Annotated in this window: 28 protein-coding genes, 1 other RNA gene and 2 riboswitches; of the genes, 5 read left to right on the top strand and 24 right to left on the bottom strand. The window is 44.6% G+C overall.

Annotated features, from left to right (window positions below):
- Positions 1-17: 17 nt before the first annotated feature.
- From N667_RS19980 to N667_RS0108355, 11 genes are all read right to left on the bottom strand, one after another.
- On the bottom strand, positions 18-188 hold the full coding sequence (locus tag N667_RS19980; RefSeq protein ID WP_198020529.1) for a hypothetical protein: 171 nt from the start codon (positions 186-188) through the stop codon (positions 18-20).
- A gap of 198 nt (positions 189-386) precedes the next feature.
- Complete coding sequence (locus N667_RS0108395) at positions 387-1,520, bottom strand: class I SAM-dependent RNA methyltransferase (RefSeq protein ID WP_027409165.1); 1,134 nt, start codon at positions 1,518-1,520, stop codon at positions 387-389.
- Between the two features lie 23 nt (positions 1,521-1,543).
- The gene (locus tag N667_RS19410; RefSeq protein WP_232223915.1) at positions 1,544-1,690 is read right to left on the bottom strand and encodes an EAL domain-containing protein; all 147 of its coding nucleotides are present in this window, start codon (positions 1,688-1,690) and stop codon (positions 1,544-1,546) included.
- 165 nt (positions 1,691-1,855) lie between these two features.
- Positions 1,856-2,248: RNase P RNA component class B (rnpB, locus tag N667_RS19405), an RNA gene on the bottom strand.
- 80 nt (positions 2,249-2,328) lie between these two features.
- Positions 2,329-2,628 (bottom strand): cell division regulator GpsB, encoded by a 300-nt coding sequence (gpsB, locus tag N667_RS0108385; RefSeq protein ID WP_027409164.1) that lies wholly within the window; start codon positions 2,626-2,628, stop codon positions 2,329-2,331.
- Positions 2,629-2,684: 56 nt separating this feature from the next.
- Positions 2,685-3,245, bottom strand: coding sequence for a DUF1273 domain-containing protein (locus tag N667_RS0108380; protein WP_027409163.1), 561 nt, complete (start codon positions 3,243-3,245; stop codon positions 2,685-2,687).
- A gap of 67 nt (positions 3,246-3,312) precedes the next feature.
- Entirely contained in the window at positions 3,313-3,546 is a 234-nt protein-coding gene (locus N667_RS19400; RefSeq protein ID WP_084279036.1) for a spore coat protein, read from the bottom strand.
- A 332-nt stretch (positions 3,547-3,878) separates the two neighbouring features.
- Entirely contained in the window at positions 3,879-5,117 is a 1,239-nt protein-coding gene (locus tag N667_RS0108370; RefSeq protein WP_027409162.1) for a ribonuclease H-like domain-containing protein, read from the bottom strand.
- A gap of 18 nt (positions 5,118-5,135) precedes the next feature.
- Positions 5,136-7,394: a DEAD/DEAH box helicase gene (locus N667_RS0108365; RefSeq protein ID WP_027409161.1), complete on the bottom strand. Its 2,259-nt coding sequence runs from the start codon at positions 7,392-7,394 to the stop codon at positions 5,136-5,138.
- 77 nt (positions 7,395-7,471) lie between these two features.
- Positions 7,472-8,821: an aldehyde dehydrogenase gene (locus N667_RS0108360; RefSeq protein WP_027409160.1), complete on the bottom strand. Its 1,350-nt coding sequence runs from the start codon at positions 8,819-8,821 to the stop codon at positions 7,472-7,474.
- Positions 8,818-9,402 carry a TetR/AcrR family transcriptional regulator gene (locus N667_RS0108355; RefSeq protein WP_027409159.1) on the bottom strand — a complete coding sequence of 195 codons (585 nt, stop codon included), beginning with the start codon at positions 9,400-9,402 and terminating at the stop codon, positions 8,818-8,820. Before N667_RS0108355 ends, N667_RS0108360 begins: the two co-directional genes overlap by 4 nt.
- Before the next feature lie 160 nt (positions 9,403-9,562).
- Between N667_RS0108355 and N667_RS0108350 the strand changes: the two genes are divergently transcribed.
- Together N667_RS0108350 and N667_RS0108345 are read left to right on the top strand one after the other, a co-directional pair.
- Positions 9,563-10,450 (top strand): ABC transporter ATP-binding protein, encoded by an 888-nt coding sequence (locus N667_RS0108350; protein WP_027409158.1) that lies wholly within the window; start codon positions 9,563-9,565, stop codon positions 10,448-10,450.
- Positions 10,447-11,253 carry an ABC transporter permease subunit gene (locus N667_RS0108345; RefSeq protein WP_027409157.1) on the top strand — a complete coding sequence of 269 codons (807 nt, stop codon included), beginning with the start codon at positions 10,447-10,449 and terminating at the stop codon, positions 11,251-11,253. Before N667_RS0108350 ends, N667_RS0108345 begins: the two co-directional genes overlap by 4 nt.
- A gap of 54 nt (positions 11,254-11,307) precedes the next feature.
- On the opposite strand, the gene cysK is transcribed toward N667_RS0108345, so the two are convergent.
- The 4 genes from cysK to N667_RS0108325 all read right to left on the bottom strand — a co-directional run bounded on the left by cysK (position 11,308) and on the right by N667_RS0108325 (position 15,659).
- A complete protein-coding gene (gene cysK / locus N667_RS0108340) occupies positions 11,308-12,231 on the bottom strand; it encodes a cysteine synthase A (RefSeq protein ID WP_027409156.1) in 924 nt (307 codons plus the stop codon).
- A 370-nt stretch (positions 12,232-12,601) separates the two neighbouring features.
- On the bottom strand, positions 12,602-14,011 hold the full coding sequence (locus N667_RS0108335; RefSeq protein WP_027409155.1) for a sensor histidine kinase: 1,410 nt from the start codon (positions 14,009-14,011) through the stop codon (positions 12,602-12,604).
- Positions 14,012-14,014: 3 nt separating this feature from the next.
- Positions 14,015-14,686, bottom strand: coding sequence for a response regulator transcription factor (locus N667_RS0108330; protein WP_027409154.1), 672 nt, complete (start codon positions 14,684-14,686; stop codon positions 14,015-14,017).
- Positions 14,655-15,659, bottom strand: a complete 1,005-nt coding sequence (locus tag N667_RS0108325; RefSeq protein WP_027409153.1) for a YncE family protein — start codon at positions 15,657-15,659, stop codon at positions 14,655-14,657. The genes N667_RS0108330 and N667_RS0108325 overlap by 32 nt, the downstream gene beginning before the upstream one ends.
- Before the next feature lie 189 nt (positions 15,660-15,848).
- Between N667_RS0108325 and N667_RS0108320 the strand changes: the two genes are divergently transcribed.
- Entirely contained in the window at positions 15,849-16,976 is a 1,128-nt protein-coding gene (locus N667_RS0108320; RefSeq protein ID WP_027409152.1) for a histidine kinase N-terminal domain-containing protein, read from the top strand.
- A 12-nt stretch (positions 16,977-16,988) separates the two neighbouring features.
- On the opposite strand, the gene N667_RS0108315 is transcribed toward N667_RS0108320, so the two are convergent.
- Positions 16,989-17,669: a thermonuclease family protein gene (locus N667_RS0108315; RefSeq protein WP_035098415.1), complete on the bottom strand. Its 681-nt coding sequence runs from the start codon at positions 17,667-17,669 to the stop codon at positions 16,989-16,991.
- 246 nt (positions 17,670-17,915) lie between these two features.
- Between N667_RS0108315 and N667_RS0108310 the strand changes: the two genes are divergently transcribed.
- On the top strand, positions 17,916-19,307 hold the full coding sequence (locus N667_RS0108310) for a peptide MFS transporter (RefSeq protein ID WP_027409150.1): 1,392 nt from the start codon (positions 17,916-17,918) through the stop codon (positions 19,305-19,307).
- Between the two features lie 304 nt (positions 19,308-19,611).
- On the opposite strand, the gene N667_RS0108305 is transcribed toward N667_RS0108310, so the two are convergent.
- Positions 19,612-20,178 carry a YitT family protein gene (locus N667_RS0108305; RefSeq protein WP_027409149.1) on the bottom strand — a complete coding sequence of 189 codons (567 nt, stop codon included), beginning with the start codon at positions 20,176-20,178 and terminating at the stop codon, positions 19,612-19,614.
- Between the two features lie 170 nt (positions 20,179-20,348).
- Positions 20,349-20,536: riboswitch (Lysine riboswitch) on the top strand.
- A 108-nt stretch (positions 20,537-20,644) separates the two neighbouring features.
- Between N667_RS0108305 and N667_RS0108295 the strand changes: the two genes are divergently transcribed.
- Positions 20,645-22,111 carry an amino acid permease gene (locus N667_RS0108295; protein WP_027409147.1) on the top strand — a complete coding sequence of 489 codons (1,467 nt, stop codon included), beginning with the start codon at positions 20,645-20,647 and terminating at the stop codon, positions 22,109-22,111.
- 30 nt (positions 22,112-22,141) lie between these two features.
- Here the strand turns inward: N667_RS0108295 and N667_RS0108290 are convergent, their stop codons facing one another.
- The 7 genes from N667_RS0108290 to N667_RS0108260 all read right to left on the bottom strand — a co-directional run bounded on the left by N667_RS0108290 (position 22,142) and on the right by N667_RS0108260 (position 26,408).
- Positions 22,142-22,315, bottom strand: a complete 174-nt coding sequence (locus N667_RS0108290; protein WP_027409146.1) for a twin-arginine translocase TatA/TatE family subunit — start codon at positions 22,313-22,315, stop codon at positions 22,142-22,144.
- Between the two features lie 82 nt (positions 22,316-22,397).
- Positions 22,398-22,577 (bottom strand): H-type small acid-soluble spore protein, encoded by a 180-nt coding sequence (locus N667_RS0108285; RefSeq protein WP_027409145.1) that lies wholly within the window; start codon positions 22,575-22,577, stop codon positions 22,398-22,400.
- A gap of 5 nt (positions 22,578-22,582) precedes the next feature.
- Positions 22,583-22,780: a hypothetical protein gene (locus tag N667_RS0108280; RefSeq protein ID WP_027409144.1), complete on the bottom strand. Its 198-nt coding sequence runs from the start codon at positions 22,778-22,780 to the stop codon at positions 22,583-22,585.
- A gap of 64 nt (positions 22,781-22,844) precedes the next feature.
- Positions 22,845-23,504 carry a thiamine phosphate synthase gene (gene thiE, locus N667_RS0108275; RefSeq protein ID WP_027409143.1) on the bottom strand — a complete coding sequence of 220 codons (660 nt, stop codon included), beginning with the start codon at positions 23,502-23,504 and terminating at the stop codon, positions 22,845-22,847.
- A 9-nt stretch (positions 23,505-23,513) separates the two neighbouring features.
- Positions 23,514-24,329 (bottom strand): bifunctional hydroxymethylpyrimidine kinase/phosphomethylpyrimidine kinase, encoded by an 816-nt coding sequence (gene thiD, locus N667_RS0108270; protein WP_027409142.1) that lies wholly within the window; start codon positions 24,327-24,329, stop codon positions 23,514-23,516.
- 14 nt (positions 24,330-24,343) lie between these two features.
- Positions 24,344-25,153 (bottom strand): hydroxyethylthiazole kinase, encoded by an 810-nt coding sequence (gene thiM, locus N667_RS0108265; RefSeq protein WP_027409141.1) that lies wholly within the window; start codon positions 25,151-25,153, stop codon positions 24,344-24,346.
- Positions 25,154-25,223: 70 nt separating this feature from the next.
- Positions 25,224-25,333: riboswitch (TPP riboswitch) on the bottom strand.
- A gap of 61 nt (positions 25,334-25,394) precedes the next feature.
- On the bottom strand, positions 25,395-26,408 hold the full coding sequence (locus N667_RS0108260) for a glycosyltransferase family 2 protein (protein ID WP_027409140.1): 1,014 nt from the start codon (positions 26,406-26,408) through the stop codon (positions 25,395-25,397).
- Between the last annotated feature and the right edge of the window lie 2 nt (positions 26,409-26,410).

Genomic DNA, 26,410 nt, shown 5'->3' with positions numbered 1-26,410 from the left:
ACAGCAGATGGTGCTTTTTATTCAAACTGTTGTGAAGGTACTGCTTTTTGCTCGCGTTTCGCCGATTCCATTCCATATTGCTCTTGAACGTTCAATTGCACCCGTTTTTCCGCGAACATCTCCGTTTTGAAATCTACTTCAGCTGGAGCATTATTGTTTTGGCTCGCTTGTTCGTTCCAGTCTCCCACACGATTCACCTCCATGAATTCGCTGTTTATAGTATGCAAAAACAGCGTCTATTTTATGAAGCCATTGGATTTAGCTGAATATTCTAGATCAGCAATACGATGTATTTAGTTTAAAAGACAAAAAATCACACTTCCTTATCTAAAAATAGAAAAAGAAGTGTGATGTCCATTTCCGTTTAAGAAAAAGAAAGCAAAAAATCACGCCTTCGGTGGCCGCGGTCCCCAGTATTGATAATATTGTGTCTCAATAAATCCGTTAAACAATTTGCGCCGTTTCGTTGCAGGTTTTCCGTAATATTTTTCAAACTCCTTGTGCGCGGTTAACATATAAATCGACCACGTATCGAGTTTCGCGAACGTTTTCCCCATGTCTTCATACATTTTTTCAACTTCTTTACGCTCGCCAAGCCTTTCTCCGTATGGTGGGTTTCCGACGATCACGCCGTATTGTTTTTTCGTCGTAAAATCTTTCACCTGCATCTGTTTAAATGTAATCAAGTCCCCAAGCCCCGCTTCTAACGCATTGTCCTTGGCGACTTGCACCATGCGATGATCAATATCGAAGCCGGAAATGTCGAGCGGTTGATCGTAGTTCGCTAAATCTTCCGCTTCCTCGCGCGCTCGCTCCCATGCTCGCTTTCCAATCCAATCCCATTGCTCTGAGACAAAATCGCGGTTAAATCCTGGGGCGATATTTTGACCAATGAGCGCCGCTTCAATCGGAATGGTTCCCGATCCACAAAACGGATCGACAAACGGGCGGTCTGGTGTCCAATTCGTCAATTGAATGAGCGCGGCCGCCAACGTTTCCTTCAGCGGCGCCTCGCCTTGTCCCACACGATAACCGCGCTTATGCAGCCCCGTGCCGCTTGCATCAATGGTTAAGGTGGCGATATCTTTGTGAAGCGCCACTTCGATCCGATAGAGGGGACCTGTTTCTTCAAACCATGACACGCGATAATGTTTTTTTAAACTCTCAACAACCGCTTTTTTCACGATCGCTTGACAATCTGGCACGCTGAATAATTTAGATTTCACCGACTTCCCAACCACAGGAAATTCCGCGTTAACCGGAATATAATCGGCCCACGGAAGCGCTTTAGTCTGCTCAAATAACTCTTCAAACGTGGTGGCTTGAAACTCGCCAATTTTAATTTTAATGCGGTCAGCCGTACGCAGCCACAAATTGGCGCGGCAAATCGCCGATTCATCCGCTGTAAACGTCACCTTGCCGTTTTCGACGCTGCATTCATAACCAAGGCGCCGCACTTCATCGGCGACGATCGACTCGATGCCCATGGCGGCCGTCGCAATAATTGTTAATTTGCCCACGCATATTCCCTCCTAATTGCCGTTCATTTCTTTAAAAACTGTTGCAATTCACTAAATGGAAGCGGCTTAGACATATAATAAGCTTGTGCACAGTCGCATCCTTGCGCTTGTAAAAATTTCAACTGTTTTTCCGTTTCTACGCCTTCTACGATCACAGAAAGCCGTAGCAACGCCCTTAGCAGCCTTGACCAATAATGTCTGCTCCATCACGCTGAGCATCCTCTCTACGTTCAATAAAACTTCCCAGCAACAGCTTTATGTATACTTCCCCTAAGTAAGAAAAGCTCTCCCACATGCAGGAAGAGCTTTTTCGTTCCTTTTAGCCATTAATAGTGTTCTGTAAGCCATGTTTTGTTCCTTCGTACTGCAATCGGCTTTTCGCCTCGTACTCCGGCGGTAATCATCTATCTACAGATGAAATGCCATCTGTCCTTCCCTCCGTTCATTTCCTTCGGGAAGGTGCCCCTACCATTATTTGGGTTTCTCGCTCGTGGGGTTTACCGCGTTCCACCTCTAAGGTTTCCCTTAGAGCTCCGTCACTGTGGCACTTTCAGGGTAATCAAGCCATATCCAAACGGACGTAGGCTTTTTCCCCGCCGTCAGCCCAGCCGAAGCCAAGCTGCCCTAGCTTATCGTTTCGCTAGGCACGAACACTACGGGCATCTCAGCACCGTGCGAGCATGGACTTTCCTCTACGGCAAACATTGCCGCAGCGATTACCCGAACACTATTAATGTTATTATATCTGCATAATGTAGTATAGTCGATTTTTCGGCTCACTTCAATGGGAAATTTTTTATTATGTATCCTATTCATACAATTTGTTGCCGAACACATGCTTTTCTAAATTCGACAACCGCTGCAAAATGTCAAAATTCGTCGTGCCGGTGGTAGGAGTAGGTTGTCGTTTTTGCGATTCTTGCAACTGATGCTTAAGGCGCATATTTTCTTGTTGCAATTCCTCAATTTCCTGATGAAACGCTTCGTAATCTTTGATGATCATGTCTAAAAATTGATCCACCTCGTCCTGATTGTAGCCACGCATGCTCACTTTAAACTCTTTCTCTAAAATATCTTTTGCCGTTAACTTAATACGACCTGCCAACATGATTCTTCACCTCAATTCCACATTCCGCTATTCTTTTCTTTATTTTTTCAGAAAGTCTACCGATTGTCAATTTCCCATTGACTCATTTGTTCTTCTTCTATGATCGCTTGCAAATCGGCAAAAGAAATAACAAAAATCGGATAACCTTCTTTTTTCCTAGCCGTTTGCAGCATAAACTTCGGCGTCCCCTCTTTTTCTTCATCATAGACGATCAATAATCCTTCGCTTTTAGCGATGATAAATTCATTTTTTAGGCGAAACTGCGCAGGACTTTCGTATGGTCTTTTAGTAATACAATCAAAGAAATCAGCTTGGGAAATGATGAACTCGTAATATTCCCGATTATCCTCCCTCCAACGCTCTTCTTGGTTTTCAAATGGTGCTAATACCGCGAGCTGCAAATGCGGATATGTTTCCTGCAATTCATATACCACCTCCGCCGTCCATAACTCCACTCCAAGCTGTCCGCTAATGACGACCCATTCTAATCCTTCGTCTAGAAGTTCAATCAAATGTTTTTGAATCGCCTTTTTAATGTATGAAACCGCTGGATGATTATTCGCAAAAATATTTAGTTCATATGGCTTATAACCGGTCACTGCCAATATTTTAAGCACTGCCGTCGCCTCCTTTCGCTGAAAAAATAAACAGGAACTGAATATTCAGTTCCTGTTTCACCATCCTTTAGAACCCAAATGGCATCGGACCAGGGCCAGGACAGAAAAAATGTTGGTTTGCTACCTCATTTACAGCAGACTCTGTGTGTGGGAAATAGTGTTGATGTTGATAAATATGGTGATTCACATGTGTTGTATGGGACGGATGAATATGTGGCACAATTGTCGCTTGGACGTGATGCTGTACACAGCATTTTGGTGGATGAACAATTGGCGCCACTACGTTTGGTCTGCAAAACATGCGCATCTCTCCTTTTTTCATAAGCTGTTTTACAATACTAGCCTATGATGAAAGGAGCGGACACGTACTAGTGCACGTACCTATTTTTCAAACAAATGTCCATTATGTTAAATTTGTAAACACAACAACTGTTAAACCGACAACGACAAAAAACAGATACAGAATTTTTTTATACATGCTTCTCACGGCTCGTCTCTCCATCCATCACTTTTTGTACGCTCTATATTCACAACACATAATTGTACACACTCTTCGATTTTTCTACAAGTTTCGTCGATAAAAAATAAATTTTCTGTATTTTCTGTCGTATTTTGCGCTTTCCAAGGAAATAGTTATTTCTTTATTTTCCGCTCAAGCCTCTCGAGCCGCCGTAAAAACTCGTGCGGCGATTCGTTTGTCCGATGGGTGCGAACAAGCTCTTTCCATTCGTGATATGCTATTTGCGCATATTCATATGCACGTTCTGGTTGCTTGTAATGGTGTTCATATACTTTCGCCAACTCGATCGCCGCCTTGACGCTCCACCCGTCATTTCCTCTTGCAAGCAACTCCTGCCAAAGTGCAATCGCCTCATCATGCTTTTTTTCTTTTTTATAAATCATCGACAAATTCCATTTCGCTTTGGCTGCCTCTTTCGCATCACTTTCAGCCACTTTTCCGTACACTTTTTTCGCTTCGTCCGCTTCCCCCACCGCATCAAACCAGCGTGCCATTTCCAATTGTTCAGACGCATGTTCGATCGCTTGCGCCTGCAAAATTTGCTTCGATAGATGAATATATAGAGCAATAAGCGATAGCACGTCCATTTCATTATGCCTAAGCACCCCGGCAATACTGTCGGGGTGTTTCGTAGAGAGAAAATCGAAATACAGCATCGGCGCTAAAAAACCAGGAACATCTTCCGTCCGCTCGACCCCGAGTATGTTTTTTTCCACTTGCGCAAGCCGGAGCGATTCAAGCCGATAGCGCCATATTCTTCTGGCCGCGTGATACAAATCAAAATGTCCGAATGCGGGCAATTTCGGAACGTGATCACGAATAAGAGTATGGCGCGTTTTTACTACAGGCCAATCAAACGCTTTTCCATTGTACGTGACAAGGGTCGTATAATCGACTTCAGATAAAAAGCTTTGGTACAGCGCCACTTCTGCTCCGGGATGCGGCAAAAAATGCTGCCTTACAACTACACGGTCTTCATACACGCGAGCATGCCCAAGCAAAAAAATTGTATTGCCCGCTCCGCTTCCCAATCCAGTCGTTTCTGTATCGAAGAAAAACAAATCGCTCGTATCATGCCCCGCACTAGAGAGCGGATGAGAAAGCGATGAACGCTGCCACTTGTTATGAACATCGTGCAAATCGCCAAGCCGATACATGCCGTGTCTTGCATCGAGCGGATAGACGACCTCGCGAATGAAACAATAGTCGCCGTCGAAAAAGAATGGTTCGGCGTTCCAATCACGCCACTTGTCTAAATAAGGAATGTCGGTTGCTTCTCTTTCCGGTTCACCAACTGGAGAATGTGTTGGCATATGCCCTTTTAATCTGGCTAGTTTTTGTTTGAGTGACATCATTGCAAAACCCTTTCTTTACTTCAGCATATGCAAAAGCCGCTTGGCATCGCTTTTCGCATGCGTCGACCATGCGTCCGTGCCGACGCAAGACGGACATCCAGATTCGCATGGGCAGCGCTCGATCATTTGCTTCGCTTCCGCAAGCACTTGTCCCATCACTTGATACAGCGCATCGCTTAAGCCGATGCCGCCTGGATATCGGTCATAAAAGAAAATCGTCGGTTGTTCATTGTGCACGGATTTAACTTGAGCGACAACATGCAAATCGGATGGATCGCACATAAGAAACAGCGGAGCGACAGATTGCAGCACGTGGGCAATGCCAATCAGCCCCTGTTCAAGCCGCGCATCGTTCCAATGCGGCAGCCATTCGCGTTTGATACTGATCCATGCAGCATTCGTATGCAGCTCTTCTTCCGGCAAATGAATGGGGCCTGAGCCGATGTTTTCATGCGTTTCCAATTTGAGTTTCTTAAAAATCGTCGCCTTCGCGAGCACCATTACATCGCCAAAACCGATTTCTGCAGCGGATGTTTCTCGCTTTCGATCTTCTTCTAATACTTTTAATTCAACAGCTAAATTCGCGTCAGTAAAATAATCGACATCGACTTCACGCACATACGCTTTTTTCTCTTCCCAATCGAGCGTTTCCACCTGATATTGAATCCCCTGATGCAAATAAATCGCTTCTTCATGAAGCAGCGTCATCGCGCTGAATCGGTCCATTTCACCAATGACCCGATGAGCGCCTGTCTGTGAAATATCAATAATCACTACATTTTCCTGCGAAGCGGAGCGCAAGCTAATGCCATGGGCCGGAAACGAATCGCTCATCCAATACCATTTTTCGCCCCGGCGATACAGCACCCGTTCCTCCGTCAAAAATTCGAGAACTTCTTCCACGTCTACTCCATCGAATGTTTCCCCGCGGCGAAACGGCAATTCAAAGGCGGCGCATTTGACATGGTCGACAAGAATGATGAGATTGTTTGGGTTTAAGCGAGCGGTCTCCGGGTTTCGTTCAAGAAAGTACGATGGATGTTGAATAATATATTGGTCGAGAGGACTTGAACTTGCTACCATGACAACGACGGATTCTTCCTGCCGCCGCCCAGCGCGTCCTGCCTGCTGCCATGTGCTGGCGATTGTGCCTGGATAGCCCGTTATGACGCATGCTTGCAGTTGTCCGATATCCACGCCTAGCTCAAGCGCATTCGTGCTTACAACACCATAAATTTCTCCGCTCCTTAATCCTTTTTCAATCGCCCTTCGCTCGCTCGGCAAATAGCCGCCGCGATAGGCGCGAATCGAGCGACTTCCAAGCTCATGCTTCACTAGCTGCTGCAAGTACGACAACAAAAGTTCGACGCGAACGCGGCTTTTCGCAAAGACAATCGTTTGGATGCGATGTTTTAACAGTTCGCTCGCAATCGATTTCGCTTCTAATACCGCGCTCTTCCGAATATGAAGCACCGGATTCACAACAGGGGGATTGTAAAAGACGAAATGTTTTTTCCCCGCTGGAGCACCGTTGCGATCAATTAAAACCGCTTCTTTTCCTGTCAATGTTTCCGCCAATTCTTTCGGATTGGCAATCGTAGCAGATGTACAAATAAATTGCGGTTCGCTACCGTAAAATCGGCAAATCCGCTTTAAACGGCGGATCACATTAGCGACATGGCTACCAAACACGCCGCGATACGTATGCAATTCGTCAATCACAACAAAGCGCAAATTTTCAAACAGCGATACCCATTTCGTATGATGCGGCAAAATGCCAGAATGCAGCATATCGGGATTGGTGATCACAATATTGCCCGCTTTCCGCACTTTTTGGCGAATCACCGGCGATGTATCGCCGTCGTACGTATCGCAATAAATGGTTGCCTCTATTTCCGCAATGATTTCGTTTAAGGCGCTTTTTTGATCTTGTGCGAGCGCTTTTGTCGGAAATAAATAGAGCGCCCTCGCATCCGGGTTGTGAAGGATCGTTTGCAATACCGGCAAGTTATAGCAAAGCGTCTTTCCGGAGGCCGTCGGCGTGACGGCGACGATGTTTTTCCCCGCCTCCACCGCTTCGTACGCGTCTTTTTGATGGGTATACAGCGCAGAAATCCCCCGCTTTTCGAGCGACTCCCGCAGCTTCGGATGAAGGGATTCAGGATATGGGACGACCTTAGCCTCTCTTTCTGGAACCGTATGCCAATAGACGACATGTTCATTTTTCTTCCATTCTTCGACAATTTCTTGCAATGTTTTGCGTTTACTGAGCAATGTTCTTCACCTACCTATGTTCCATTTTAGAAAATAGGCGTTCGTTTTCAAAGAAAAAATGCACGGAAACCCATGCATTATTTAAGCAATCTTTTCATCCACTTGAGCGCGTAAGGGTAGTTAGGATAACGGAACGGAAAATCAAAGCGGGTCGTTTGTTTTAAAATGCTTTTGTAGTGCGAGAACGCATCAAAGCTCGCTTTGCCGTGATAGGCGCCAAAACCGCTTTCGCCGACACCGCCAAACGGCAAATAAGGAGTGGCAATATGCAAAAGCGTATCATTAATGCAGCCGCCGCCAAAGCGAATTTGCTCTAGTATGGTTTTTTGCACTTCGCGGCTTTCTGAAAACAAATAAAGCGCAAGCGGCTTTTCGAATTGCTGGATGATGCCAATCGCTTCATCCATGGACGAAAATGAGAATACGGGCAAAATCGGACCGAAAATTTCCTCCTGCATGACAGGGGCATCCAAAGCAACGTCCTCGATGATCGTCGGCTCGATGTGGCGTTTTTCGATATCATAACGCCCTCCGTATACGATTGTTCCTTTTTCGAGAAAAGAAACAAGCCGCTTTGCATGGCGTTCGCTGACGATTTTTGCGTAATGGCCGTTATTGTAAAACTCGTTAATGTAATGCTTCATTTTTTCAAGAAGCCGCGCTTTTACCGTTTCATGCACTAATAAATAATCGGGCGCAATGCACGTCTGCCCCGCGTTGGAAAACTTCCCCCAAACGATCCGTTTCGCCGCGAGTTCAAGATGCGCCGTTTCATCAACAATGACCGGGCTTTTCCCGCCAAGCTCCAGCGTTACTGGAATGAGGTGCTTGCTGGCTGCCTCCATCACCCTTTTTCCAACAGGAACGCTCCCAGTAAAGAAAATGTGATCAAATCGCAGCTTTAATAATGCTGTGCTAACATCGACGCCGCCTTCAACGACCGTTACGTACTCATCGGCAAACGTCTCGGAAATCATCTTGTTCAATAGAGAAGACATCTTCGGCGTATATTCGGAAGGCTTCACGACAGCGCAGTTTCCTGCGGCGATCGCTCCTACAAGCGGCGCCATTGCCAGTTGAAACGGGTAATTCCAAGGAGCGATAATTAAACTCACCCCATACGGTTCAGGGTATAAATAGCTTTTAGAGCCGAAATGGGTAAGCGGCGTTTTTACGCGCTTCGGCTTTGTCCAATTTCGCAAATGCTTCATGATGAATGAGATTTCTTTATATACAAAGCCGATTTCAGTGCTGTATGACTCAAGCGGTGATTTGTGCAATTCGTCGTGTAACGTTGCGATAATTTCCTGTTCATGCGCTTGAATCGCCCGTTTTAGTGCTTCCAGTTGCTTAAGCCGAAACTTTACTTGTTTTGTTTCCCCCCGATGAAAATAACGCTGTTGCTTTTCCAACAGTTCACTGTTCATCGTTTCTCCCCTTTCACTCCATAGAAAAATAAGCGGATCAACTCCTCAGTCATTCGCTCGTTGTAGATCGAGGGATGAAGCTGCTGACCAATATCCCTCCATATTTTTACATATAATAAAAGTGTATCGATTGAAAGAGTTGGATCGATTTCCCCTTTTCGTTGCGCTTCTTTCACCATTTCAATAAAAAGAGGAATAATTCTTGTTTGTGATAACAGTTCGACGCTGTCACGAAGCTGTTCATCTTCTTTCATCAATTGCTGGAACAGATCGACGCGAATTTGTTGCAGCACTTTTTTCTTTTCAAAAATCATATATTCAACTTTTTCTTGAAATGAACAGTCGGTTCTAAAAAATCGTTCGTATTGCTCGATTTGTTCCACCATATAATCGATGAGAACTTCGCGAATGAGCTGTTCCTTGCTTTGAAAATGATTGTAAATCGTTACTTGCGATACATTTGCTTTTTTAGCAATATCACTGATTTTCAATTGTTTTGGATCTATATCATACAACAATTGCAACGTCGCCTTTTTTATGTCTTGTTTTTTTTGTTCAGCTCGCCTTTGATATCCGTTCATTTGTCTCACCTTTCTGTCTTAGCACATATATTTATTATCTCATTTTTTGAAATCAATATAAATATATATTTCAAAAAATAATTGCTACTTTTTTAAATTCGTCGTATGATGATATTGAAATATTTATTATAAAAAATTTCATTTTATGGAGGCCGTTCATATGATTGAAGTCAAAGGGCTTACCAAACATTTCGCCAACCAAAAAGGAATTTTCGATGTGTCATTTACCGTCGAGAGAGGAGAAGTATTCGGCTTTTTAGGACCAAACGGCGCTGGAAAATCAACAACGATTCGGCATTTGCTCGGATTTATGAAACCGACAAAAGGAACAGCAAGAATTAATGGGCATGATTGCTGGAGGGAAGCTAGCATTGTGCAAAAATACGTCGGTTATTTACCAGGGGAAATTTCCTTTCTCGAAGGAATGACCGGTATGGATTTTTTAAATTTGCTCGCTGGCATGCGCCGCATGACCGATTTCACTTATCGCAACGAGCTGATCGAACGGCTGCAATTCGACGTTGATACACCGATTCGCAAAATGTCTAAAGGGATGAAGCAAAAAGTAGGCATTGTCGCTGCATTCATGCACGATCCTGAAGTCATTATTCTCGACGAGCCAACATCAGGGCTTGATCCGTTAATGCAGCAAACATTTATCCAAATCGTCTTGGAAGAAAAAAAGCGCGGCAAAACTCTCTTTATGTCGTCACATAGTTTTCCGGAAATTGAAAGAACGTGCGACCGGGCTGCGATCATTAAAAATGGCCGCATCGTCGCGATTAATAACGTACACGAATTGCAGTCAATGCAGCGCAAACTATTTGACATCACCTTAGCTTCCGAGCAAGAAGCGCAAGCGCTAGCACAGTCATCTCTCGACATCGTGGAGCATGACGGTGTGCGCGTGCGCATTGCGGTGCAAGGAAATTATAATGCGTTCCTCGCAGAGCTGACGAAATACAAGGTGCAAAACGTGGATATGCATGTACAAAGCTTAGAAGATATTTTTATGAATTATTACGACAAACGGAGGGACGGTCAATGAACGCTGCTTTGTATAAAAATATGCTCAAAGTATATGGAAAAACGATCATAAGCTATTCCGTCGGATCCGCGCTTTATTTGCTTTTAATTATCGGTATTTATCCTTCGATCGCCAAATCAAAAGGGATGGAGCAAATGCTGCAACAAATGCCGAAACAGCTTTTAAAAGCATTTGATTTGCATACGGGAATTGGAACGATCGAGCAATTTATGGCCGGCGAGTATTATAGTCTCTTATTTCTTTTGATCCTTTCCGTTTACTGCGTTTTAATAGCTAACCAGCTAATGGCCCGGCTCATCGACCGGGGCGCGATCGCGTATTTGCTAGCGACGCCAAATTCCCGGCGAACAATCGCAACGACGCAGGCGTTCGTACTGTTGACAGGCGTGATTGCAATCGTCGCTGCGATTATAGTAGCGGGCATCGTCGGCACTCGCTGGCTCGCCGCCGATCACGCACTGAACCATGCCGCGTTCCTCAAAATGAACATGGTCGGGATGCTGCTCTTTTTCGCCGTCAGCGGCTATTCATTTTTCTTTTCTGCCATTGTTAGCGATGAAAAGCAAGCGCTCGCTTTATCTGGAGGAATCACATTCTTGTTTTATAGCTTCGATTTAGCCGGAAAATTAACGGAAAAATTAGAGTGGCTGCGGCATTTCTCGCTATTTTCCGCCTTCCGACCGGCAGAAATTGTTCAAGGTCAAACGGAGCTTCTTCCAGTATGCGTTTTGCTTGGGGCGGTCGGTCTTATCAGCTATATAGCCGCTATTATCGCTTTTTCCAAACGCGATTTAGCCGTTTAATAAAAGGTGTCCCGCTTAGGACACCTTTTCCATTAAATACAACAAACACAACGCTTAAAAGGCAAACAAATCAGACGACAAATACCGTTCCCCCGAATCAGGAGCCATGCAAAGCACGCGCGCAGACGGCGGCAATTTCTTGGCTACTTCAACAGCATAATAAGCAGCGGCACCAGCGGAAGCGCCGACTAAAATCCCTTCCTCGGCAGCCAAACGGCGCGCCATCATTTGTGCATCCTCATCTTTAATAAGAAAAATTTCATCGTAAATATCGCGATTTAAGATTTTCGGAACGAACCCCGGACCCGTTCCCGGAATTTTGTGCGGCCCCGGCTTTCCTCCAGATAATACGGGCGATCCATACGGCTCGACCACATAAATTCGCAAGTGCGGAAGATGTTTTTTTAGCTCCTCTCCTGTTCCCGTCACCGTTCCGCCTGTCCCTGCTGTCAATACGAATGCATCTAACTCGCCGTCGAACGCCTCTAAAATTTCCACGGCGGTGCTATGCCGATGCGCGTCCGGATTCGCACGGTTCTCAAATTGCATCGGGATAAAGCTGTCAGGAATTTGCGCAGCTAAACGATTGGCTTCATCAATCGCTCCTTGCATTCGCTGCGAAGCTGGAGTCAAATGTACTTGGGCCCCATATGCCTTTAACAGCTTGACCCGCTCGACCGTCGCGTTATCAGGCATGGTGATAATGCAGCGGTAGCCTTTTGCGGCACATACCATCGCCAATCCGATTCCGGTATTTCCAGAAGTCGGCTCGATGATCGTGCTTTTTCCTGGTGTAATCTTTCCTTCCTCCTCCGCGCGGCGAATCATCTGAAACGCGGCGCGGTCTTTCACGCTGCCGCCCGGATTAAACGATTCAAGCTTTATGTACACTTCCGCACCGCTTGGATCAGGGATGCGATTGAGTTTCACAACCGGCGTATTGCCGATTAAATCTAAAATCGAATCGTATCGCTTCATTTATATCGCCAACCTTTGCTCACTCTTTTTCTCTTAAGATTGATTATATGGTTTGATTGATTTTCTTTCAATCTTTCATACATTCTTCACAGTTTCCTCGTTTATTCGACATATTTGCCCATGATGCTGAATCTAGAACTATATAGAAAAGTTGAAATGCGCAATATTCATCTCTGGCTCGAACCCTTGAACAAGGCTGCTGTTGACAGAACGATGGTGAAGAAAATATACGCTTAACAATAAGACTGCCATCCCCTCTAAATACAAAGAGTTTTTTATTTCAACCAATCTACAAAAAACAAAAAAAGACCATTCCGATTTGGACTGGTCCACTCGCCAAAAGCTTTCGCATCTAAGCGGCGGTTTTCGATTATTCATCGTTCCATATCGGCAGGTCAATCAGCACCGTTGTTCCTTTTCCTGCTTCACTTGCAAATGAAATGGTACCATCGTGAAGATGGACGATTTGCTTCACAATCGCAAGCCCAAGCCCCGTACCGCCTTCCGCTCTTGTCCGCGCTTGATCGACGCGAAAAAAGCGCTGCCCAAGAAACGGGATTTTCTCTTTTGGGATGCCTTTTCCAGAATCGCGAATCAGCAAGCAGCAACGGTTTTCATTTGTTTCAAACAGCTGAACGGCAATTGCGCCGCCTTTTGGCGTATAGCGGATCGCATTATCAAGCAGATTATGAATAACCTGCTCTATGCGATCGGCATCGCCTTCAATAATAATGTCTGGATTTAAATCAACCGTAAGCCGGATCGCCTTTTCGTGTAAAAACGGTTCGTATTTAACAAGCGTATCCTCAATGACTTGAGAAAACGCGAGCGGCACTTTTTGCAAAGGGACACTTTTTCCCTCCAACTGCGCTAAATCAAGCAGATCGTGAACGAGCCGCTCCATCCGGCCCGCTTCCCGGTGAATAAGCCTGACATATTTCTCCTCTTCTTCTTTCGTTTTCACCATTCCTGCTAAAAGGGCCTCGCTGTATCCTTTCACGTAACTAAGCGGTGTACGCAATTCATGCGACACATTAGCGAGAAATTCCCGTTTTTTCATATCTTCCTCATAAATCGCCTTCGCCATTACGTTAAACGCTCTCGCCAGCCTCCCCGCTTCATCGTCCGCTCGAATCGGAATTTGCGCCTCATAATCCCCTTGCGACATCTTATAGGCGACTCGTTCCATCTCTTTTAAAGGTCCAGCGAGACGATCGGCCATTTTTTTTCCGAACAGAAGCAAAAGAACGACAAAAACGAGCGCAAGCGGCACCCAAACGACGGCAACTTCCTTTGTCGCTTCTTGAATCGTCGCGAGCGGAATATATAAATAAAACACACCCTCTAAACGCTGTTGATCTAAAAGCGGTACGACGACTCCCATAATTTTGCGGCCAAACCGCCTTTCGTAGCCGATTTTTGTCACAATCTTTCCCTCAAGCAACTTCTGGCGATCCGTCCCGTTAATAAGCGAATCGTAATCAATCTCAAACGGCAAACAGGCGCCCAGTTCCCGCGGGTTGCTGACAAGGAGCACTTCGGCTGTTGATTTTGTATTGTACCATTCTACCCGTTTTCGATATTCTTCCGTAATCGGACCGCCGTGATAGTCGTCCGCTAAATTTTTTCCTTCCTTAATCAGCGTTTGTTTGACTTGATCGACATATAGATTTTCATAAAAATAGTTTAATAGAAAATAAGAAAATGCTGCTGTAAGAATGACAACAATACTTATAGTGAGCCAAATTTTTTGTACTAATGTCATTGATGTTCGCCGCATGCATCACACCTCAAATTTATAGCCAATGCCCCATACCGTTTTAATAAAAGATCCACCTTGTTTTAATTTAAGCCGCAATGTTTTGATATGGGTGTCGACCGTTCTTGCATTTCCCGTATAGTCATAGCCCCATACACGAACAAGCAAGTCTTCGCGGCTGAATACTTGTCCGTGATGCTTGGCGAGAAAAACAAGCAGGTCAAACTCCTTTAACGTTAGAACGATACTTTCTCCAGCGACAGTGACTTTGCGACCCTTTTCGTCAATCGAAATGGATCCCAATGAAATTCCGTCGGTCTGCCTTCCTTGATACGTCCGTCTGATGATCGCCTCAATGCGCGCGATTAACTCGCCTGGACTAAACGGTTTGACGATATAATCATCCCCGCCAATTTTGAATCCTTTCACTTTGTCCCACTCGTCGCCCCGCGCCGTTAAAAAAATGATCGGAACGCTTGATTGCTTACGAATGCGCTCGCATAAAGCAAAACCGTCGATATTCGGCATCATAATATCAAGCAAAATTAAATCGATGTTTTGTTGTTGTATAAGTGCCAGCGCCTCTTCTCCATCTTTTGCCTGCAAGCAGGAAAATCCGGAGTTTTCCAAATACATACAAACTAAAAAGCGCATATCTTCTTCATCATCGACAACAAGAATTGTAGTTCGCTCCATGCTTATCTCCCCCCCGAATCATCAATTGAAAAGGTCCTTTTCCCGCCTTATATCGGTGAACGACTCGCATCGTTCGTCCGTCGATGACATCAATTTCATCGCTGTCATAGCTTGCGACATACAAGTGCCGATTAGTGCCAACGATCGTAAACGGGTTGGCCCCCACTACAAGCGCCGCTTCTTCTTTTCCTCTGTTGTTCCATTTTCGCACCATGTTCGATCCGTGGCTTAACGCGAAGATGCCTTCATTCGTTTCCGTAAAGCCAATCGGCATATCAGGAGCGGGAACGGTTTTGGCCAATTTTCCGTCCGGCAGCGAATATACATGTATCGAAGTTTCCATCGCACTGCCACTTCCATGTCCGCCAATCCATATCTCCTGTTGTTGCTCGCGAAGCAGTCCTCCGAGCGAAGATTTAGGGACGAAGAACATGTGTATGACCTTGCGTTTTGGCACGTCGATAATATCCGTTTTCGCATCATGAAAGTCGATCACATATAGCCGAGTGCCGTCGCTGTTTTGTAAAAGTGTCAAAGGCGCGCTTCCTACTTTAACGGCCCCGATTTCTTTTCCGTCCGTGCGAAAAATGCGGATTTCCTTTTGCTTTTGATCGGCTAAAAATATGTGATGCATATCATTAGATACAAGCGCACCTACAATCCCTTCACCTACTTGCCATTCCTTCTTTAACTTCCCGGTAGCCAGGTCATACTCGTACGCTTGATCGAGATCGTTCCCATATAATAGCAATGTTTGTCCGTTGTTTAACAATGCCCCTCCTCTAATCGGTTTTTGCAAATTCCACTGCGCATATTTTTTTTCACGCTCTAAATCGAAAAACGTCGCACTCCCATCCTTAATGTTAATGCTAATCAGCGTTTCCATTCGTTTCGGAATCGGCGTAAATGATTGTTGATCGCACCCTGTAAGCAATAGAAGGAATAGGAACACAATTAAAGACAACCGTCTCATGATTTCCCCCCTTGTCCAAAGCAATTGCATTATAAACAAACATTGTGAGGAACTTGTGAAAAAAGATTAAAAACTTTTCATAATGCGATGAAAAATAACAAATTTAGCAATATCCCTCTTTCTAAATTTAGCAATTTCCTTTTATAATAATATCATGCGATGGTGAACGGATAAACGAGGTGAGTGAGTTTGGAGTCTTCAAAAGAGAAATTAATTACTTTTTTAGAAGAACATTTATCTGATTTTATTTCCCATTGGCGGAAACATATGTATATCGCCGATAATGATAAGCACATCGATCGCGTAGAGCATAACGGATTGGCTTTTTTTGAGCTCATTAAACAACTTCTGGGCCAACCGTATACCGCTGAGCATCTGAAAAAACTGGCGGAAAAAGTGGCGAAAGAAAGAGTGGAAGCAAATATTAATATAGGCGAGTTTATATATAATACAAATCTCGGACGCAGTTTACTAGTGCGATATGCGTTAAAATCGCAACTTCCGATTGAAGAGCTTCAGCCGCTGATTGATGATATTAACTACTTGTTTGATCAATTTTCGTTTTATGCGGTGGCAAAATATACGGAGCTAAAAGACGCGGAAATTGAAAAAAAGAACCTATTTATTTCTCAATCTCATAAAGATCGGCTGACATTGCTTGGGCAAATGTCTTCAAGTTTCGTTCACGAGTTCCGCAACCCGTTAACCGCAATTATCGGTTTTATTCAACTGCTTAAGTTTGAGCATCCAAACTTAAAGTATTTAGACATTATCAATCACGAACTGCAGCAGCTCAAATTCCGCATTTCTCAGTTTCTTCATGCTTCAAGAAAAGAAATGGTGGAAGAAGAGAAGGAACAGGTTGTGCTTTCGCAACTGTTCGACGAAGTGCTTTCGTTTTTATACCCAAGCTTTGTCGATGAAGATGTTTCAGTTTCAACAAACATCGATGAAACGGCAAATGTCTTTGTCTATCGAAATTTGTTAAAGCAGGTCTTGATGAACATTCTCTTAAACTCCATTGAAGCGGTGAAAGAAAAGGAAAAACCGCGGCAGATCGAAATTCATGTGACAACAAACGATGAGGAAGTTGTAATTTGTATTTCGAATAACGGTCCAATGATCCCTAAAGAAGCGATTCAAGCTATTTTCGAACCGTTTTTCACGACGAAAAAACTTGGGACAGGAATTGGGCTTTATGTGTGCAAAAAAATTATTGAAGATCACGGCGGCAAAATTACGTGTACCTCAGACGAGCATACAACATCGTTCTTTATTTCACTTCCTTCCCAAATTAATCCCTCTCCCCTTGTTTAGGGAGAGAGGGATTTAGCGCAGCGGTTTGCGAAACCCTGCAGCTTGCGCCTCTTTTTCTGTACAAAACATCATTTCTGCTTTTGTCTCCTCGTATTGCGGGCTTCCAGGAACGTGGTAAATTTTCTCTCCATTTCTCGAAATATTTCCTTTAATCATTGGCTTAGAACAACGCGGTGAAAACTTCTCATCACGAAATCCCCGGTCAGTCGCATAGTTTTCAATCGACCAAATGTTCAGCTTCTTTTTCCTAGCTGTTTCTTGAATTTGACGGAACTCATCTACATATTTTGTGTTCGGTTCAAATACGTAGGCAACGCGCGCATAGCCTTTTTCGAGCAGCAACTCATTTAACATTTGTTTGCCGATCCATACATACGCAAGAAGGCGGCCGTATCGATCCCGCTCCCGTACATCCAGTTCCAGCTCCACCTTCGTCCCTTTCGGCAATAGCTTCTTCACATACTGGCTTGCCTCTGGTCCAAACGGCTGCACCGGCTTTGTCGGATGCACCGACTCTGGCGTATCAACAAGCAATAGACGCACCGTTTCCTCTCGTTTTCCGATCGCTACTTTTAATGTATCTCCATCAATCACTCGATCAACAACAGCCGGAATTTTCTTCGGAGACGATTGGCATCCCGCAAACATAAAAATACTAAAAATGAGAAGAAAACAAACGATATATTTTTTCAACTTCAATCCCCCTTCCGTTCTTATCGTAACGTATCGATAGGAGATTGACCACTTTTTAAATACATATTTCATTAAAATTTTTGTTTATTATTAAAATAATATAATATTCTAATGACCAACCGAATTGTTTAATACTGATAAATTAGAAAGTTTGCATTTTTCTATTTCTATATAATTTTATTGACTTATAGAGATTTTTTAAAATAAAATGTTTGCATAATCATCATAAATTTAGGAGGAATGGAAATGGGAGCATTACCTGAAGTTCAGCCAATGCAGCAAGAACAAAACAAAAAACATCCTCCCGGGCTTTATTTACTATTCTTCACAGAACTTTGGGAGCGTTTTAGTTATTACGGAATGAGAGGTCTCCTTATTCTCTACTTAACTACCGAACTAGTAAGCGGAGGCCTTGGCTTTGATAAGAGTGTTGCCATGCTTATTTATGGGTTCTTTACTGGAACTGTATACTTTACGCCAATACTTGGCGGAATGCTTTCTGACCGTTTTTTAGGTAAACGATTGGCCATCACCATTGGCGGTGTGACAATGGCAATCGGTAACTTTATTTTATTTGCCATCAACACTAAATTAGGGTTATACATTGGTCTTTTATTGCTTATCATCGGTAACGGTTTCTTTAAACCAAACATTTCAACCCTTGTCGGTCAACTTTACTCTCCTAACGATAAACGTAAAGATGCCGCATTTACTATTTTCTATATGGGCATTAATTTTGGTGCACTCTTTGCGCCGCTTGTATGCGGTTACTTAGCGGAAAAATATTTCGCAACAACTATTAACGGAGTTGTACATTACGGTTTTAGGTATGGATTCCTTGCTGCATCAATTGGCATGATTATCGGCCAATTAATTTTCAATCTTTTTGGAAACCGCTATTTAGGGGATATTGGTAAAAAACCTACAGGCAAAAAAGTAACAACGAACACAGCAGTAAAAACAAAAACTCCATTAACAAAAAGAGAGAAACAACGCACGGCCGTGATTTTAATTTTAACTTGCTTTATTGTTTTCTTCTGGGCCGGTTTTGAACAAGCGGGAAGCTCGCTAACGTTATATACAGATAAGTTCGTTGATAAATCGATTGGCGGATGGACGATGCCTACTTCCTGGTTCCAATCATTAAATCCATTCTTTATTATCGTTTTAGCGCCAGTTCTTTCAGCATTATGGATGAAACTTTCGAATTCGAAGCGCGGAGATCTTCCAATCCCAGTGAAAATGGCTCTTGGAATGATTTTATTAGGCTTAGGATTTGTAGTATTAATTCCTGCCGTCATGCATACTGGCAGCGACGAACAACACGTTCTTCATAAAGCAAACTTACTTGTAATTGTGCTTACTTATTTCTTGCATACTCTTGGGGAGTTATGTTTATCGCCTATTGGTTTATCAATGGTAAGTAAATTAGCACCGGTTCGCTTCGCATCGCTATTAATGGGAGTATGGCTTTCAGGTACCGGTTTAGCCAACTATTTGGCGGGAGCATTAGCAGCTTATACCGAGTCACTAGGTTATTTGGAGATATTTGCACTAATTGGGGCAATTAACATTGGTTTCGGTCTCATTTTACTTCTTTTATCACGTAAAATTGTCGCTATGATGGGTCTGGAATAATAATTGATTTTTTTCCTTGAAGAAACATTGCCTAAGACTCCTTCTGTGAGTTTGGATATAAACTAGGCTGCGCTGTACGTAAAATTCCTAACTCTAATTCCAATTTTTGCAAAGAGGACTAAAAGTTCTATTTCAAAAACATAAAATACTATATTAATCGCATAGTCATAGAATCAGAGGGGGGGAGGCAATCGGCCTACCCCCCTTCTGATTCAAACAAGGTATCTCGCCAGCTTAATAGTATCGATATGTAAGACAAAACTAGAATCCCAACAATTCTAAATACACTATTATCAGAATAGTCTCACCTTTTCGTGCGTGTAAGCATAGTGGTAACGATCCCTACTACGCAAACAACAATAAAAGAGTTCATAAAGGAGGCAACAGGAACAATAACACTTCCTACCGTAATTACAAGCATATCAATTATAAAAATAATGATCCCAACATTCCAACCGGTCATTTTTCCAATAAATTGCGCCAACAAATCGGTTCCCCCCGTGCTTGTCTCTTCCCGAAGCATCATCCCGATGCCTGTTCCGACGAATATTCCTCCGATGATTGAACTAATCGTTGGCGGGAAAACAATGATGCCGCGAAATATCGAACAAACGTCAATCATAAACGAAGAAACAAGCAGTCCGTGCAAACTATTATAAAAAAATGTCCGATAATAAAACCAAGCAATCACATAAAGCGGAACGCTCAAACAAATAATCGTCATCCCCGCTTTAATATTCCAGAGATATTTTGCAATCAATCCAATGCCGATCATGCCTCCATCCAACAAACGGTGCGGCACTAAAAAAACGTTAATGCCGATCGCTAACAACAAGCTCCCTAGCCCAATGGCCATCGCCTTTTTCCACATATATGCCACCTCGATTTTTTCACCTATTAAAATATATATGGCCTTTTAGGAAGGACTTGTCTTTTTTCATGTTTTCGTCCAAATAAATATTGCTTTAGTAGAAAAATTGTTTTATAATCTTCATACAGTCAAAACAATCAACACACAAATTGATATCGTCCTCATTCAACCGATGAGGTAGAGGTTGCGGCTTTTATGAGTACAGTGAACGAGACGCAGAGAACGTCAAAGACTTCGCGGGAAAGGAAAAGTCGCCGAAGTTTGCGCATTTCTCTGGATGCGCAAGCTGGGGCTGTCACCGAAAAGGGGCAGCACTGTCACGCTTGCATTTTTGCAATCGTGGGGCGCTATCTTCACGGAAGGGTTGATGCGGGTAATGGTTACATTGCCGCCGAATCTCCTTCGGCGGCTTTTTTTATTGCCCGGCTCCTTTCCATTACATTCACAAAAAAGGAGCGATGAAAAGATGGAAAATGTTGTTCAAACCAACAACTCACACGCTGCTACCAATTCGTCAGGACAAGAATTGCAGCGGAAGCTAAAGACAAGGCATTTAACAATGATCTCTTTAGGTGGAACGATCGGCACCGGCTTGTTTTTAGCAAGCGGCGGCGTCATCCACACGGCAGGACCCGGCGGGGCGCTTGTCGCATACGTTGCCATCGGCATTATGGTCTATTTTTTAATGACAAGTCTTGCTGAAATGGCTGCCTACATGCCGGTAACGGGAACGTTTAGCACGTACGCAACTAAATTCGTTGATCCAGCACTTGGCTTTGCTTTAGGCTGGAACTATTGGTACAATTGGGCGATTACGATTGCCGCTGAGCTTTCTGCCGTGACATTGATTATGAAATTTTGGTTTCCACATACCCCTTCCCTTTTATGGAGCGCGTTATGCTTAGCTATTATGTTTTTATTGAATTATTTATCTGTCAAAGGGTTCGGGGAAGCGGAATATTGGTTTTCCATTATTAAAGTAGCAACCGTTATCATTTTCCTGATTGTTAGTTTTCTTATGATTATCGGCATTATGGGCGGTGACGCGATCGGCTTTAAAAACTTTACGATCGGCGGTAGTCCATTCCACGGCGGGTTTATGGCTACTCTTGGCGTTTTTATGGCGGCTGGGTTCTCCTTCCAAGGAACCGAACTGCTTGGGGTGGCGGCGGGAGAAAGCGAGGATCCAAAGCGCAACATCCCTCGCTCGATCCGTCAAGTGTTTTGGCGTATTTTATTATTCTATGTATTAGCCATTTTAGCCATCGGATTGCTCATTCCGTATACAAATAAAAGTTTAAAGAGCAGCGATGTAACCGTTAGCCCGTTTACACTTGCGTTTGATAAAGCAGGAATTGCTTTTGCGGCTTCCGTTATGAATGCCGTCATTTTAACAGCTGTTTTATCAGCCGGCAATTCAGGAATGTACGCATCGACGCGGATGCTTTGGGATTTGGCTCGGGAAGGAAAAGCGCCAAAATTTTTAGCTAAATTAAACCGTCGCGGCGTGCCTGTCAATGCGCTCATCGTTACCGCTTCATTAGGAACGCTCGCCTTTTTAGCATCGCTATTTGGCGATGGCACCGTTTACACATGGCTGTTAAACGCATCGGGCATGTCAGGATTTATCGCATGGCTTGGCATCGCCATTAGCCACTATCGCTTCCGCAAAGCGTACGTGGCACAAGGTCGCGATCTTCATGCCTTGCCGTATAAAGCAAAATGGTTCCCATTTGGACCGCTGTTTGCCTTTATTCTTTGCACCGTTGTCATTTTGGGGCAAAACATTGGGGCATTTACCGGTGACTCCATCGACTGGTACGGCGTGCTTGTTTCATACATTGGCTTGCCGTTGTTCTTGATCGTTTGGATTGGATATAAAGTAATGAAAAAGACAAAAGTCGTACCTCTTGATCAATGTGAGTTAGACTAAAAAAACGCTTGGCAATTTGCCAAGCGTTTTTTAATCATGCTTTCCCGTTTTTTGCTCCTCGTCTTCAATAATTCCCCTTGTAGCGTTTTTAAATTCACGGAGCGTTTTCCCAGCAGCTTGTCCGAGCTCTGGCAATTTTTTCGGCCCAAAAATCAAGAGCGCAAAGAACACAATTAGTGCGATTTCACCAAATCCAATGTTCATGTGATCCACTCCATACGTTCGTTTTTATCATTCATGTTCTTCATCATTATATCACACACGAACAAAGGATGCTATTTCTTCGTTATTGTTCTTCAAGAAGACGAACAGGCACTTCCCACTCTTCTTCCGGTTGATCCTTCCGATAAATCCTTGCCATTTCCCTGTCTTCATCAACATGTTGAATGAGCACATAATCCCCTTGATACGTCACTGGAACAATTTCTGCAGATTCAGCGATTTGTTTAGCGCGCGCCACGTTCATATTTATCATCCTCCTTCCCGAGCACTATCTTCAGCAATCGTGCGCAATTCTTTCCAAAACAATTCTTCATTGCAAACAAGAGAATGATGCGGGCGAGATGAATCAACGATATCGCCTAGCTCCCCCTCATCCCCTTTAGCGTTGATAATCTCGAGCAATTGAGTCATATCGGTTGTTTCACGTTCAATGTTATCGTGTCGCATCGTTCATTCCTCCGAGCACTACGTTTGTATCAACATAAAAAAGGATGCCCTATCATGGACATCCTTATTCGTTCAGCGCTTCGGAAACCGCTGTTGCAAGCAACTGCGCCCTTTCTCTAGGAGAAGCTGCTAAGCTGATCGCACTAATAACGGCCACTCCATCCGCTCCTGATGCAATCACTTCTTTTGCATTGCTTGGAGCGATTCCGCCGATTCCAACAATGGGAACGGAAAGGCCGTATTCTCGCATCCGGCGAAGAACGGCAACTCCTTGCACTTCCTTTGCATCCTCTTTTGTGTTAGTTGGAAAGATCGGACCGACCCCGAGATAATCCGCCCCTTGCTCGATAGCTCGTTTCGCTTCTTCGAGATTATGGGCGGAAACGCCAAGAATTTTTCCACCGATTTTTTGCCGCACGACATCGGCTTGCTCGTCTTCTTGGCCAATATGTACACCGTCTGCATCAAGTGCAAGCGCCAGTTCCACATCATCATTGACGATAAAAGGAATGCCGTGCTTGCGGCAGATCGCTTGCAATTCTTTAGCGAGGGCGTATTTTTCTTTTCCTAAAAGGGCCCCCTTCCCCTTTTCACGAAATTGAAATATCGTAATGCCGCCTGCAATCGCCTCTTCTAGCACCTTGAGCGGATTTTTTTCGCAGTTGTTGCTCCCCATAATAAAATAGACGCGCAATTGTTCTTTCATGTTTAAAATTCTTGCCACTTCTATCACCTATAACATTAATTTTTGCTTTTGTCGATACGCCCAATGATTCGTCGGTCCATGGCCGTTTCCGATGCCTAATTCATGTGTGATCGCTGCTTGAATAAACTGTTTCGCTGTTTCCACCGCTTCCTGAACACTGCGGCCCTTAGCAAGTTCGGCTGTTATCGCTGCGGCAAATGTGCAGCCCGTCCCGTGCGTATGTCTCGTTTCGACTCGAGCGCTCTTGAAATACGAAAATTCATGGCCATCATACAACAAATCGACCGCTTCGTTGCCGTCGTCGTCATGGCCTCCTTTGATGACTACATGTTGGACGCCTAATTCGTGCAGACGTTTCGCTGCTTCGCGGCGGTCGTCTAGCGTGCGAATCGTCATGCCCGTCAGCACTTCCGCCTCCGGAATATTTGGCGTCACCACCATAGCGAGCGGCAACAAGTGTGTCTTTAACGCGGAGACCGCTTCTTCTTGCAACAATGGAGCGCCACCTTTGGCAATCATGACGGGGTCCACCACAAGCTGCCTCCAGCCGAACTGCTTGATTTTTCCGGCAACTGCTTGAATAATGTCAGCGCTAAATAACATCCCTGTTTTCACGGCATCCGTTCCTAAATCCGTCCCGATCGATTCAATCTGCTGCTCGACTGCTTCGACGGACATCGGATACACTCCTTGGACACCAAGCGTATTTTGCGCCGTCACCGCCGTTAATGCTGACATGCCGAATACGCCCAATTCTTGAAACGTTTTTAAATCTGCTTGAATGCCGGCGCCGCCGCCGCTGTCAGACCCGGCGATCGTCAATGCTTTATAAATCTGATCCATAACTACTCTCCCCTTCATCCTATTTTTGTAAAAGAGCCGTATCGAACGATTTCATCTGCTCCCACTTTGGCAAGTTGATTTAAAAAGGCGATTTGAAAGCTTCCAGGCCCCTGTTCCGCCGCTTCGCTTGCCGCGATTTGCGCCGCCACTCCGTAGCTGACAAGCGCCGATGTTGCGGCAAACACAAGATTTTGTTCAACCGCGGCAAACGCTCCGATGACAGACGTGACAAGGCATCCTGTTCCCGTCACTTTTGTTAAAAGCGGATGGCCGTTCTGAATGACGTATGTCGTTTGGCCATCTGTGACGACATCATCTTTTCCAGTCACAGCGACGACCGCTTTTAGTTGCTCGGCTGCCTTTTTCGCCAGCGCTACAACATCGCCGTTTCCTTCGGCGGCATCAACGCCTTTAATCTCCCACTGTTCGCCGATGACGTTAGCGATTTCTGCCGCATTGCCACGAATGACCGAAACATTTAATTCGCGAGTGATTCTGCGGGCCGTTTCCGTGCGGTATGGCGTCGCTCCTGCCCCAACCGGATCGAAAATGACCGGCACGCCATGTTCGTTTGCCGCTTTACCAGCAATCAACATTGCTTCGACTTCTGTTTCATTTAACGTCCCGATATTTAACACAAGCGCTCCCGCCAATTTCGCCATATCGGCCACCTCTTCTTTGGCATAAGCCATGACCGGCGAGGCGCCTAGCGCGAGCAGGCCGTTTGCCGTAAAATTCGTCACAACAACATTCGTGATATTATGGACGAGCGGATTCGTTTTTCGTACCTTTTCTAACACTTCCGCAGCACGTTGCATATCCATCGTGTTCATCCTCCCCCTTATTGTTCTTACAAATAAAAAGGCACTTTGCGCCTAGGCAAAGTGCACCCATTTCTTTTGTCCTCACTTTCCCTGCGCTGGCATTACCCAACAGGTTCAAACGGTCAACGACGGATTAGTCGTACTCTCAGCCTGATTCCACAGACTCCCGCGTTCGTATGCTGTTTACAAGCCCAGTCTACTCCTTCTTGCAAAAGAATGCAAGCGAAAAATCGCTATTTATCTATCGCTTGGTGGACTGCTCTACTGCTTTCGGTTCATCGGCAAGGAAAGAAAGAGGCATGGGCAAATTAAATAAATCTAAATCAACAATATAGCGAGGACGGCGTTTTGTTTCTTTATAAATTTTCCCGATATATTCCCCGATTAAGCCAAAGGCGATCAGCTGAAGCCCGCCGAGAAGCCAAATCGATGTAATCAGCGAGGTCCAGCCTGTTTGCGTGTGACCGGTCCATTTTAAAAATAGAAAATAAGCACCAAACAGGAGGCTCACAAAAAACGAGATAAAACCCATTAGCGAAATCAAGCGGATCGGTGTAATACTAAAAGAAGTAATGCCATCAAGGGCAAAAGAAATCATCTTCTTCAGCGGATATTTCGTTTCGCCCGCCAACCGTTCCTTTCGCTCATAATAAACAACGGTCGAACGAAATCCGAGAAGCGGGACGATGCCGCGCAAGAACAAATTGGCTTCTTCAAATCGTTCCAACTCTTCGACCGCGCGTCTACTCATTAGCCGATAATCGGCGTGATTGTATACAAGATGGACCCCCATCGCTTTCATGAGCCGATAAAACCCTTGGGCCGTATGGCGTTTAAAGAATGTGTCCGTATCGCGCTTGTTGCGCACGCCATACACAATTTCATATCCCTCATGGAATTTTTTAATGAATTCACGAATGACTGAAATATCATCTTGTAAATCCGCGTCAATCGACACGATGCAGTCGGAGCGAGTTTTAGCAGAAAACAAGCCAGCTAACAGCGCATTTTGATGGCCTGCATTGCGGGCGAGTTTGACCCCTTTGACCTCCGGGTAACGCAGACTTGCTTTATAAATGATCGTCCATGTCGCATCGCGGCTTCCATCATCGACAAATAATAAGGTGCTGTTCTCGGAAATCAGCCGTTCGCCCACGAGCTGTTCCCGCAGTTCGCGCAGCTGCCGAATCGTTTCCGGCAGCACTTCTTCTTCGTTATAGCAAGGTACCACAATGGTGAGAACAGGTTCGTTCACAA

The organism is Anoxybacillus tepidamans PS2, assembly GCF_000620165.1.
In the GTDB taxonomy this organism is placed as follows: domain Bacteria; phylum Bacillota; class Bacilli; order Bacillales; family Anoxybacillaceae; genus Anoxybacteroides; species Anoxybacteroides tepidamans_A.
Note: the sequence above shows the minus strand (reverse complement) of the source record. Positions and strands in the feature narration are given on the sequence as shown.